Source organism: Lachnospiraceae bacterium GAM79, from assembly GCA_020735665.1.
GTDB lineage: Bacteria > Bacillota > Clostridia > Lachnospirales > Lachnospiraceae > Coprococcus.
Genome location: CP085928.1, coordinates 1,355,379 through 1,368,272, shown reverse-complemented (window position 1 = coordinate 1,368,272; position 12,894 = coordinate 1,355,379). Strand labels below are relative to the sequence as shown.

At 40.4% G+C, this 12,894-nt stretch carries 10 protein-coding genes; all 10 read left to right on the top strand.

The window, feature by feature from the left end:
* Positions 1 to 2 precede the first annotated feature (2 nt).
* The 10 genes from LK416_06145 to LK416_06100 all read left to right on the top strand — a co-directional run bounded on the left by LK416_06145 (position 3) and on the right by LK416_06100 (position 12,894).
* Positions 3 to 1,667 carry a hypothetical protein gene (locus LK416_06145; GenBank protein UEA75754.1) on the top strand — a complete coding sequence of 555 codons (1,665 nt, stop codon included), beginning with the start codon at positions 3 to 5 and terminating at the stop codon, positions 1,665 to 1,667.
* Between the two features lie 11 nt (positions 1,668 to 1,678).
* Positions 1,679 to 3,058 (top strand): aminopeptidase, encoded by a 1,380-nt coding sequence (locus tag LK416_06140; protein ID UEA75753.1) that lies wholly within the window; start codon positions 1,679 to 1,681, stop codon positions 3,056 to 3,058.
* A 7-nt stretch (positions 3,059 to 3,065) separates the two neighbouring features.
* Positions 3,066 to 7,277: a response regulator gene (locus tag LK416_06135; protein UEA75752.1), complete on the top strand. Its 4,212-nt coding sequence runs from the start codon at positions 3,066 to 3,068 to the stop codon at positions 7,275 to 7,277.
* Between the two features lie 77 nt (positions 7,278 to 7,354).
* Positions 7,355 to 7,843 carry a 5-(carboxyamino)imidazole ribonucleotide mutase gene (gene purE / locus LK416_06130; protein UEA75751.1) on the top strand — a complete coding sequence of 163 codons (489 nt, stop codon included), beginning with the start codon at positions 7,355 to 7,357 and terminating at the stop codon, positions 7,841 to 7,843.
* 216 nt (positions 7,844 to 8,059) lie between these two features.
* Positions 8,060 to 8,944, top strand: coding sequence for a DUF2520 domain-containing protein (locus LK416_06125; protein ID UEA75750.1), 885 nt, complete (start codon positions 8,060 to 8,062; stop codon positions 8,942 to 8,944).
* 117 nt (positions 8,945 to 9,061) lie between these two features.
* On the top strand, positions 9,062 to 9,889 hold the full coding sequence (gene panB / locus LK416_06120) for a 3-methyl-2-oxobutanoate hydroxymethyltransferase (GenBank protein ID UEA75749.1): 828 nt from the start codon (positions 9,062 to 9,064) through the stop codon (positions 9,887 to 9,889).
* 66 nt (positions 9,890 to 9,955) lie between these two features.
* A complete protein-coding gene (gene panC / locus LK416_06115; GenBank protein ID UEA75748.1) occupies positions 9,956 to 10,807 on the top strand; it encodes a pantoate--beta-alanine ligase in 852 nt (283 codons plus the stop codon).
* A 66-nt stretch (positions 10,808 to 10,873) separates the two neighbouring features.
* Positions 10,874 to 12,100, top strand: coding sequence for a bifunctional phosphopantothenoylcysteine decarboxylase/phosphopantothenate--cysteine ligase CoaBC (coaBC, locus tag LK416_06110; protein UEA75747.1), 1,227 nt, complete (start codon positions 10,874 to 10,876; stop codon positions 12,098 to 12,100).
* Between the two features lie 19 nt (positions 12,101 to 12,119).
* Positions 12,120 to 12,596 carry a VanZ family protein gene (locus LK416_06105; protein UEA75746.1) on the top strand — a complete coding sequence of 159 codons (477 nt, stop codon included), beginning with the start codon at positions 12,120 to 12,122 and terminating at the stop codon, positions 12,594 to 12,596.
* Positions 12,583 to 12,894: a hypothetical protein gene (locus LK416_06100; protein UEA75745.1), complete on the top strand. Its 312-nt coding sequence runs from the start codon at positions 12,583 to 12,585 to the stop codon at positions 12,892 to 12,894. Before LK416_06105 ends, LK416_06100 begins: the two co-directional genes overlap by 14 nt.

The window sequence follows — 12,894 nt, the reverse complement described above, 5'->3', positions numbered from 1 at the left end:
TTATGAAGAATTTTTTGTATTTGACCAGAGTAATGGCAAAGGATACAGAGATGACGATGCCGGACACCGGAGAAAAAGCGAAGGTATATAAGACACTTGGTTCACTTGCGATGTTCTGTATCATGGTTCCCTGTTGTCTGGTCGTTGGATTTATTGTATATATTATGACAGAAGCACTGATAGAAGCCGGAGGAATGACCGAAGGTGTAGAGCTGATCATACAGTTGATGTCCGTATTTGGCATGATCTTTTCGGTGATGGTACTGTTTAATGTACTGTTTTTTTCATCGGATCTGGATCATCTGCTTCCACTTCCGGTAAAGCCGGGTGAGATCGTAGCAGCCAAATTTGTAAATGCATATATCGCAGAGAGTGTTATGGAGTTTATGGTTTTATTCAGTGGCTTTGTAGGCTACTTCATAGCTGCCGGATTTAAGCCGGTATCTGCACTGACTGCATTGGTCGGAGTTGCACTGCTTCCGATCCTTCCGCTTGTATATTGCGGTATTTTCGCTTTACTTTGTATGGCATTTTTAAGCCGGATAAAACTGTTTCGGAATGTAGATGTCATGACAGGACTGGTAACCGTTATTTTCCTCGGACTCTTTTTATTATCGTTTATTCAGATGGACAGCATCAATATTAACAATTATATTGATGGTCTGATGAATCATAATAATATGTTTACAGTGATCATGGGAAAGATATTCTTTACGGTTCCTGTATTCTTAAAAGCGCTTGAAACGAACAATATTGCATATTTCCTGCTGTTCATTCTGCTAAATGTGATTATGGCAGGACTGTTGTTCTTTCTTGGAAGCAAGCTGTATCTGCGTGGTGTATATCTGGTTTCATCTGTCGGAAAAGCAGAGAAGAAAGAAGATGTGGTTTCTGATGCGGCATATGCGAAAAAAAGTATTCACAAAGCATATTTTCTGAAGGAATGTAAGATACTATACCGGACACCGGCATATCGCAAATATTGTGTAATGGTAAATATTATATGGCCGCTTCTTGCGGTGGCATTGTTTGTTCTGCCTGCAACAAAGAACTTCATGACTTCATTTGAGAATCTGCTTTCCAAAGGTTTTGTAGCATCCGATCTGATCGCATTATTGCTGGTGCTGATCGTTTCCTTCTTTGCAACAGCAATGAACAGTATCGCATCAACCTCATTTACAAGAGAGGGAGAGCATTTCAGCTTTATCAAATATGTACCGGTCAGCTATCGGACACAGATTGGGATCAAAGCAGGTGTCAGTCTGGTATATAGCGGAATTACGGTTATAATTACGATTATCGTATTATGTGTCTGTATGCATATCAGTGTGCCAACAGCAATTTATTTTATTATTATTGCGTTATTGTCGGTTATGTGTTGTACTTATATCGGCCTTTGGTTGGACGCAACACATCCGAAATTAAACTGGGAAGATGAATACGGAGCGCTCAGAGGCAATTTGAATGCGTTCTTTAATATGGCGATTGCAATTCTGGTATCCATGATCCTATGTGGAATCGGTTTTTGTTTATTTAAGTTTACAAGGATGGATTCTTTTATGATCTTTGCAATCTATCTGGTAATTCTCGGACTTGTGACATACAGGATCCGCAGAAATGCCATTATATATATAAAAAAGAGTATAAGCAATGACTTATATGTTTAGGAGGCATAAAAATGAAAGATAAAAATGCATGGAACAGTTATGACAAGGAAGAACTTGCAAAGCTGGAAAAATTATGTAAAGCTTATCGTGAATTTCTGGATGCAGGAAAAACGGAGCGGGAATGTGTAAAAGAGATCGTAAAACAGGTAAAAAAAGCCGGATATGAAGATATTCAGGATGTAATCAAAGAAGGCAGGAAGCTGACAAAAGGTTCAAAGGTATATGCGGTATGGATGAATAAGACCGTAGCGCTATTTAACATCGGTAAGAAGAATATCGAAAAGGGTATGAATATTCTTGGCGCACATATTGATTCCCCACGCATGGATATCAAACAGATCCCATTATATGAGAAAGAGGGATTTGCTTATCTGGATACGCATTATTATGGTGGAATCAAGAAGTATCAGTGGGTAACTTTACCACTTGCTATCCATGGTGTAGTTGCCAAGACAGGCGGAGAAGTTGTAGAGGTAAACATTGGGGAAGACAAGAATGATCCTGTATTTTGTGTTACCGATCTGCTGATCCATCTTGCCGGTACCCAGATGGAAAAAAAGGCAAATAAGGTCATCGAAGGAGAAGAGTTGGATATCTTATTTGCAAGTAAGCCGTTAAAGGGAAAAGAAAAAGAAGCAGTAAAGGAACAGGTACTTGCACTTCTGAAGAAGAAATATGGAATGAAGGAAGAGGATTTCATTTCAGCAGAGCTTGAGATCGTCCCGGCAGGAAAGGCAAGAAACTGTGGAATCGATGAGAGTATGGTCATGGCATACGGACAGGATGACAGAGTATGTGCATATACATCTATGGTTGCGATGTTGGAAGCAGAAGATGTAGAAAAGACGACCTGTTGTCTGTTGACAGATAAAGAGGAGATCGGAAGCGTGGGGGCAACCGGAATGCAGTCTCATTTCTTTGAGAATACAGTCGCTGAGATCATGAATGCGATGGGCTGTTATAATGAACTGGCACTCAGAAGATGTCTGGCATCCTCCAGAATGTTATCCTCTGACGTATCTGCAGGCTATGATCCAACCTTTGCAAGTGCATTTGACAAGAAGAATGCAGCTATCTTTGGTGAAGGTATGGTATTTAACAAGTTTACAGGTGCAAGAGGCAAATCCGGTTCCAACGATGCAAATGCAGAATATCTCGCAGCTATCCGTAAGGTGATGGATGATGCAGGAGTATACTATCAGACAGCAGAGCTTGGTAAAGTAGATGTTGGCGGTGGCGGTACGATCGCTTATATCTTATCATTATATGGAATGGAAGTTGTGGACTGTGGTGTGGCAGTATTAAACATGCATGCTCCATGGGAGATCACCTCCAAAGCGGATATTTACGAAACTAAAAAAGGATATGTAGCATTTTTATTAGGTGCATAAGAAAACTATGAAGCAGTTACATTCAAAAATCAGAATGATTATTTTAATAGCAGCAGCCGTGATGATACTTTTTTCACCACGGCTAGTTGTGTCTGCCGGAGAGAATTTTACCTCTGATTACAGTCAGACAGAGTATACAGAAGAAGATGGATTTGAGAGCGGTGAGGCGAATTGTATAGTCCAGTCTTCCAGTGGATATATATGGATTGGAACGGATAGTGGTCTGTATCGATATGACGGAAGTGAATTCCGTAAATTTACACTTGGTGAAGATGAAGGAAGCAATGCTTATTCTGTAAACAGTATTTTATCAACATCTTCCGGTGAGTTATATGTTGGAACAGAAAATTATGGCTTGTTTGTCTATGATAAAGGCAAATTTTTTCGTGTAACAAATCCATCCGATGCAGAGATAACAACGATCCATAGTATGTATGAAGATGAAGAGGGTAAGATATGGCTGGCAACATCTTCGGGTATTTATTATTATTCAGACGGAGATATGACATTAGTTGCTGATGAAGATATCGTATATCCGGATGTGACTGCAATCGGCGGATACAAATCTTATGTGTATGCGATAGTAAACAGTGATACGATTGTCAATATTAAAAATAATGAGATCGTCAGTAAGACAAATAAGGCGGCATATACTGAAGAAGATCTGAACAGCCTGTATGTGGATTCGGATGGAAATCGCTATATTGGTACGGTTGGGCATACGATTGTTCGTTTAACGACGAATAAAAATTTTACCCTGATTTCAACAGCTGCCCTCAGTGGTATCAATAAGCTTGGCTTATATGGAGACAGATTCTGGGTGCTTGCGGATGATGGTATAGGTTACATAAATCAGGACGGCGGTATACAATATGTGACCGGGCTTGCGTTTAATGAATCGATGAGTGATATTCTGGTAGACTTTGAAGGTAATTATTGGATGACCTCTTATCGAAAAGGACTACTGTTTCTCGGTCGAAGCAAATTCCAGAATGCGACACTGAAATATGGCATGAATGAATCCATTGTAAACTGTGTGACAGAATATCAGGGGAGATTGTATGTTGGTACAGATGATGGTCTGGACATCATTAATGCAGATGGGACATTGGACAGAGAATCAGATCTGGTGACCATGCTTTCCGGCAAAAGTATCCGTGATTTTTGTGTGGATTCCAGAAACAATTTATGGATATGTTCTTATCGTCTCTATGGTGTAATCAAGGTTAATCCGAGAGGTAAATATAAAGTATATAATAAGAGTGAAGCGCTTCTTACCAGTAATGCCGTTAACTGTATAATTGAACTGAAAGATGGAAGCATGGCAGTCGGTACAGAGAATGGTATTACTATACTCAGTAATGGTAAAGTGGCAGCAAGTTATGGCAGATTTTCCGGAATGGAAAATGCGGATATCATATCACTGTATCAGGGAGATGATGGAACGCTGTATGCAGGTTCTAATGGTTCCGGTCTGTATACGATCGACATAGAATCAAATCTTCGAAAACTATCTGCAGCTGACGGACTGGATTCCAATATTGTTTCTTCTATTGTTGGTGGCAGTAATGGAATCTGGATCGGAACAGACAATGGTCTGTACTATCAGGAGGGCGTGATTCGTCAGATTAGTGCCATTGATTCATCAAATTCTATTGCAGATCTGATCATGGATGAATCCGGCAATTTATGGATCTTCGGATCCAGAGGTATTCAGAAATATTACGAGGGGGATCTGCTTAGTTCAACGGCGCCTGAAGGTGAGAGTTATACAAAAAATGATGGGTTGATTTCCGGTATTTCGGATAATTCTACAGAATATATATCAGCAACTGGAAAAGTATATGTATGCTGTGATCAGGGACTCAGTGTTTTGGATCTGAATCAGATATATACAAATGAGGTTTCCCCACAGGTCCGTATATCATCAGTTACGGTTGATGATAAAGAATATGCATTTTCCGATCTGGATGGTAAAATCCGCGTTCCGGGAGATACGAACCGTATCGTTGTGAAATTTTCGGTTCTTAGTTATGTGAATCGTGGAGACATTCAGGTAAAGTATCATTTGGAAGGCTTTGAAGATAAGGATCGTGTCTTATCAGGGACCGATTATCTTGAAGCGGAGTATACAAATCTGGAAGGCGGGGACTATACTTTTGTCCTGACGGCCGAGAATTCAGATGGTATAGCCTGTAAAGAACCGCTGTCTTTCTCAATCGTAAAAGAATTGAAATTCTGGGAAACATCATTTTCAAAGGTTCTGATCGCTTTATTTGTGATTCTGACCTGTATTACGATCATAGTGGTTGCCAGATATATTTTCATATTACTTGGCAGAAAAAATAAACAGGTAGAAGAATTAAGTAAAAAGAATGAGCAAGCAGAGAAATCAAATCGGGCAAAGAATGATTATGTTAATTATCTGAGCCGTGAGATCCGTGTTCCGTTGAATTCCATTCTTGCAATCAGTGAGATGCTGCTCCGTAATGTAGATTCTCAAAATGAAGAAGAGCTAAAGCAATTATCAACGGTTTATGGTTCCGGTTATGAGATACTTGGAATTATTGATGGTATTTCCAGACTATCAAATCTTCAGGATGGAACAATTGATCTGGTTGAAAAGGAATATGCAGTTTCTGATGTGATCGAAGAACTGGCAATACAATTTAAAGAGATGATCAATCGAGAGCTTGTAAGTATAAAAGTAAGTATTGAGGATGATATTCCAAATGGACTGATTGGTGACTGTTCAAAGATAAAAGAGATATTGCTTAATCTATATCAAAGGGCGGCTAAGACGACGAAAGAGGGAAGTATAAGTATTTCGGTTGACTGGCGTACGATTCCGCCTGAGGAATGCGAGAAAGAAGACAGTATATATCTGGATATAGAGATATCGGATACAGGCACGGGTGTAAAGGAAGAACGTTTGGACAGCTTTTTTGATCTGGATGATTCTTACGACAGAACAGATATCGGTAATTTTGATGTCAGTATCGGGCTTGCGATCGCGCGACAGTTGATTGAGAGTATGGGTGGAACTCCTGAGGTTGACAGCACATATGGAGCAGGAACGACGATCCGGTTCTCGATCATACAGCAGGTATTTGATTACAGCTATGTAAATTATAATGTTAGCAAGCGAAAAGAGTTGGCCTTCCGTAACTCGAGTTCCAGAATCTGGCTGCCGGATGTACGTATACTTCTTGTAGATGATTCTGAGGTCAGTCTGGGAATCCAGAAAGTTATATTTGAATCATATGAGTTGGTCTGTGATACGGCATTATCGGGCTTTGAGGCAATCGATAAGGTAATGGTGACACCATATGACATGATATTTATTGATACCGTGATGCCTGTTATGGATGGAGCAGATACTGTTCGTGAGATCAGAGGCCTGGATGGAGAAGAGTATAAGAGAGTTCCGATTGTTGCGCTTTCAGAGAATAATGTAGAGAGCAACAGGGATGAGATTGTTAAAGAGGGATTCAGTGATGTTCTGGTAAAACCCCTTGAAATGGATGGAATTGAACGGGTGTTCCGGTTATTCCTGCCGGAGGAGAAGATCAAAGAAAAGACAAGCAATATCAGACAATATATCAGTGAATCCAGATTTAAGGATGATGTTTATATTCTGGAGAACAGTATTGTTGTAGAAAATGCATTGAAGATGCTTGGTGGCAATTTTGATACATTTAACCGATTTATTATGGCGTTTAAGGAAGATTATGAACAGGATGCGGACAGACTGGAAGAATATATCGACGATGATGTCAGAAAATATCGGAATATCATTCATGATATTAAGAGCAGCAGTGGTAATATCGGCGCATACAGCATCGAACGTAAAGCGGCCAATCTTGAATCGGCAATTAATATAGGAAATATGCAGTATGCAAAAGAGAATACGCATGAATTTGTGTCAATGTTGAGACGATTATTTAAGGATATCGGACTTTATCTTGATAAGATCAATCCAGAAGAATCACAGGAAAAGATAATGAAAGATTCTGTTGATCGTGGACAGCTGAAGGATATGCGTAGCTTCTTACGGGATGCGGATATCAAGTCTGTTAAAGAGATATTTATCGAGATAGAAAAATATGAATATAGCGATGCTGACATAGAATTCTTAAATGCGTTAAGGATGACGGTAGATGCGATGGATTATGAAGGTGCAAGTGAGATTATCGATCAGTATCTGAACAGTAAATAGTATACCATTGTGTGATGCAGATTCATGCAGAACACAGGGATATTAAAATACAAAAAGGAAGAAAGAAGGATAAAAACATGAGAGTAGCGATCATTATGGGATCAACAAGTGACCTGCCTAAGGTTGAGCCGGCAATTGGCATTTTAAAAGATTATGGAGTAGCTGTTGATGTAAGATGCCTGTCTGCACACAGAGCACATGCAGGACTTTCAGAGTTTATTGAAGAAGCAAATAATAATGGAACACAGGTTATCATTACTGCAGCAGGTATGGCAGCAGCACTTCCGGGTGTTGTAGCAAGCCAGACAGTTATTCCGGTTATCGGTGTACCGATTTCCGGTTCAGTATTAGATGGAATGGATGCACTTCTTTCTATCGTTCAGATGCCATCCGGTATCCCTGTAGCAACAGTAGCGATCAACGGAAGCAAGAATGCAGCATACCTGGCACTTCAGATCATTGGAAATAGCAATGCAGAAGTAAGAAAGAAACTTTTAGCAGAACGTGAGTCCATGGAAGCTGCAGCTATGAAGGCAAATGCAGAAGTAATAGCAAAATATAATTAATCAGTTGCAGGTCATATAAAATGATGATTTCATATGTAGATATGTGATCTGCATAGAGTGAAAACAGAAGAAAAGCAGGAGAAAAAATGATGATAAATTCAGGTTCTCCTGCTTTACTTTTTACCTTGTAAATGGTATTGTAAAGGGCGGATGGTATTCGAAAGAAACTATACCTGATTTACACCACAGATAGAACAGGCGATAGCAGGTGATCATATGAGGATTGGATTTATCGGTGCAGGCAAAGTAGGCTTTACACTTGGAAAGTATCTTGAGCAGAATTTGAAAAAAGAAAAGATACAAAAGAATCTTCCGGAGACAGTAACCGTATCCGGATATTACAGCAGACAGGTGGAGAGCGCAAAAGAAGCTGCAGCATTTACCGATACCGCAGTGTTTGATGATCTGAAGAAGATCGTTTGTGCAAGCGATGTCCTGATGCTTACCGTTCCGGATGGAAGAATAGAAGCAGTGTGGGACAGTATAAAAGCCTTTGATATCAAGGGCAAACTGATCTGTCATTGTAGTGGTGCTATGACATCTAATATTTTTTCAGGTGTAACAGAGGCAGGAGCCTTTGGTTATTCGATTCATCCTATGTATGCAATCAGTTCAAAGACAAAATCCTACAGGGAAATGCAGAAATGTTTTTTTACAGTAGAAGGTGATGAAGAGTGGGGAAATGAAATTTGCCGCTTTATTCGTCTTTTAGGAAATGACTGTGTACTTCTCTCAACAGAAAATAAAACAAAATATCATGCTGCAGCAGTATTTGCCAGTAATCTGGTAAATGGTCTGTACGGATCGGCAGTTTCATTACTGGAAGACTGCGGATTTGAAAATAAACAGGCAGAACGTGCGCTTGTTCCATTATTTATGGGAAATGCATCGCATATAGCAGAAGATGGACCGGTGGCAGGGCTGACCGGACCGATTGAGAGAAATGACACAACGACAGTAAAGAAACATCTGAATGTTCTTGAAAAAAATGAGAAATATATTTATACCGGTGTATCAAGAGCTGTAGTTACTCTGGCAGAACAGAAATATCCTGACCGTGATTATTCAGAGATGAAGAATATTCTATCAAAGCAGGAGTAAAAGACGAAAATGCTGCAATGCCGGATGGGCTATGACAGGCAAGCCGGCAGATATAACAAAACAGGATTTTGAAATGAACAAAGTACGAAATGATTTCAGAATAGGAGAATAAGACGTATGAAGAACACAACAACATCAATTATGCAGATGAAGAATTCCGGGCATAAGATTTCTATGCTGACAGCGTATGATTATACGACAGCAAGATTATTGGACGAAGCAGGAGTCAACACGATCCTTGTCGGTGATTCCCTCGGAAATGTAATCCTTGGATATGAGGATACGATCTCCGTAACCGTAGAAGACATGATCCATCATAGCGCAGCCGTTGCAAGAGGAGCCAAGAATGCACTGGTTGTAACCGATCTTCCATTTATGTCCTATCAGACCAGTGTATATGACGCAGTCGTAAATGCAGGCCGTCTGATGAAGGAAGGCAGAGCCGGAGCTGTAAAGTTAGAAGGTGGTAAAGAAGTCTGCCCACAGATTAAAGCAATCGTATCAGCAGGAATCCCTGTTGTTGCACATCTGGGACTGACTCCGCAGTCAATCAATACTTTCGGTGGCTTTAAGGTTCAGGGTAAGACAGAAGCAGCAGCTAAGAAGCTGATCGAGGATGCCAAGGCAGTAGAAGAAGCAGGTGCGTTTTTACTGGTACTGGAGTGTGTCCCTGCAAAGCTTGCAAAGCTTGTAACAGAGAGCATCAACATTCCTACGATCGGAATCGGAGCAGGAGCAGGATGCAACGGACAGGTTCTTGTAATTTACGATATGCTTGGCATGTTCAGTGATTTTAAGCCGAAGTTTGTAAAGCATTTTGCAAATGCAGGAGACATGATTCGTGAAGCAGTAAAGACTTATATAGCAGAGATTGACGATGGAACATTTCCGGCAGAAGAACACTGCTACAAAATTGATGACGAAGTAATCGATAAATTATACTAAGAGATAGAAGCTGTCTGAACCGGTAAAAACCGGGAGACAGGATCAGGAAAGGACTGGAAATCAGAAATGAAGATTTTAAAAACAGTAGATGAAGTAAGAAGTCAGGTTAAGGCATGGAAGAAAGAAGGCTTAAGTGTTGGACTTGTACCAACAATGGGATATCTCCATGAGGGACATCAGAGTCTGATCAGGAAATCCGTAGAACAGAATGACAGAACCGTTGTATCTGTATTTGTCAATCCGATGCAGTTTGGACCAACAGAGGATCTGGAGAGTTATCCAAGAGATCTTGATGCAGATGCAAAGTTATGCGAGACAACAGGTGCAGATGTGATCTTTCATCCGGAACCGGAAGAAATGTATAAGCCGGGATTTTGTTCTTATGTCAATATGACAGGGCTTCCGGATGCATTATGCGGACTGACTCGTCCGGTACATTTCAAAGGTGTATGTACAGTTGTAAATAAATTATTCAATATCGTTCAGCCGGATCGTGCTTATTTTGGTCAGAAGGATGCACAGCAGCTTGCGATCATTATGCGTATGGTTACAGATTTGAACATGGATATTGAGATCGTTGGATGTCCGATCATCCGTGAGGCAGATGGTCTTGCCAAGAGTTCCAGAAATATTTATCTGAAGCCGGAAGAACGTCAGGCAGCAGTTGTACTGAGCAAGTCAGTTAAGCTTGGACAGAAAATGATCGAAGATGGTGAGCGAGATGCGAAGAAGATTGTAGCAGCAATGAAAGACCTGATCGGATCAGAGCCACTTGCAGATATTGATTATGTTGAGATGGTGGATATGGATACTATGAAGTCAATCGATATAGTAGAGGGACATGTCCTTTGTGCTATGGCAGTCAGATTTGGCAAGGCAAGATTGATCGATAACTTTATCCTTGATATGAACAAATAACAGCCGGATCAGGATTCGTTCCGGACAGAATGATTTTCAATGATACGATGCAGAATGGAGAAAATGATGTTAAAGAATAAGACCGTTGTTTTAGGTGTAACAGGAAGTATAGCAGCATATAAGATGGCAAATGTTGCCAGTATGCTTGTAAAACTGCATGCAGATGTAAATGTCATCATGACAGAAAATGCGACCAATTTTATCAATCCGATCACATTTGAGACCTTAACAGGAAATAAGTGTCTGGTGGATACCTTTGATCGTAATTTTCAGTTTAACGTAGAGCATGTTGCACTTGCAAAACGGGCAGATGTCTTTATGGTCGCTCCTGCATCGGCAAATATCATTGGGAAGATTGCAGGCGGAATTGCTGACGATATGTTGAGCACTACGATCATGGCAGCAAAATGTCCGAAGCTGATCGCACCTGCAATGAATACGAATATGTTAGAGAATCCGATCGTTCAGGATAATATCAGAAAACTGCAGTCCTATGACTATGAGATCATAGAGTCGGCAAGCGGATACCTTGCCTGCGGAGATACAGGCAAGGGAAAGCTTCCGAGTGAGCAGTTGTTAGTTGATTATATATTAAAAAATATCGCAGCAGAGAAAGACATGCAGGGAATAAAAGTACTTGTTACTGCAGGTCCTACGATGGAAGCAATTGACCCGGTTCGCTTTATCTCAAATCATTCAACCGGTAAAATGGGGTATGCGATCGCGAGACAGGCGATGCTCCGTGGGGCAGACGTAACCCTCGTAACAGGAAAGGTAGCGATTGCACCACCAAAATTCGTAACAGTGGTTCCGGTTACTTCTGCACAGGATATGTATGAAGCTGTAACGGCAGCCAGTGCTGATCAGGATATCATTATTAAGGCAGCCGCAGTTGCTGATTATAGACCGGCAGAGGTAGCAGATAACAAGATCAAGAAATCGGATGCTGATATGAGCATTCCGCTTACAAGAACAAAGGATATTCTTGCATTTCTTGGAATGCAGAGAGAAAAGGCAAGAAAGACAAACGGGGACAGCAGACTTGCCGGACAGATCATATGTGGATTTTCGATGGAGACACAGAATCTGTTAGAGAATTCCAGAAAGAAGCTGGAAAAAAAGAAGATCGATATGGTCGCAGCAAATAATTTAAAGACAGCGGGGGCTGGATTTGGGACAGATACCAATGTGCTGACATTGATCACACAGGATGAGGATATTGAATTGCCACAGATGAGTAAAGAGGAGTGTGCAGACAGACTTCTTACCCAGTTAATAAAAATGAGGAAATAATATTACCTGGAGGCTGGCATTGAGCATAGAAAATAAGAAAAAGCTGCGGGTGTTATGCCTGGTGCTATTTATATTATACAGTATATCCATTGTCTATTTTCTGATATTCAGTGATATGTTTGGAAGGGGACATGGATATGAAGAGATGCGGTACAATCTGACACCGTTTCTCGAGATTAAGCGTTTCGTAAAGTACAGAAGTTATATGACGACCACAAGCGTGATGTTGAATCTGGTTGGAAATGTTCTTGCTTTTGTACCATTTGGAATGTTGATCCGCTGGGTCAGAGGTAAAAAGACCGGATTTTTTACAGCGACTCTGGCGGCATTTGCGTTTTCGTTAAGTATTGAACTGGTACAGTTGATAACAAAACTTGGGGTGTTTGACGTGGATGATATTATCATGAATACCTTTGGCGGTATGATTGGATATATTATTTATTATATTTTAGCAAGATTTGACAGAAAAAGGAGAAAAGAGTTTGAAAAACAGTGATTTCAGGATGGCTCCTTCCGGAAATTCAAGAGATACAACAATTTCGTATATATTAGGAATACTCGGTGGTGTTTTTATAGTACTGTCCGTGATCAAATCTATTATATCAAGAGGTGCGGTAGAACGTATCTATGGTGTATTGATGATCAGTGCATTTTTGATGGCATTAACAGGAATCGTATTTGGCGTAATCGGATACCATTCTGAGGAAGGCGGTGTCACATCTAAAAAAATGGCTGTTTACCTGAATATTGTTGTATTTGTGATAGCGGGTATCTTTTTTATTAAGGGGATGTAG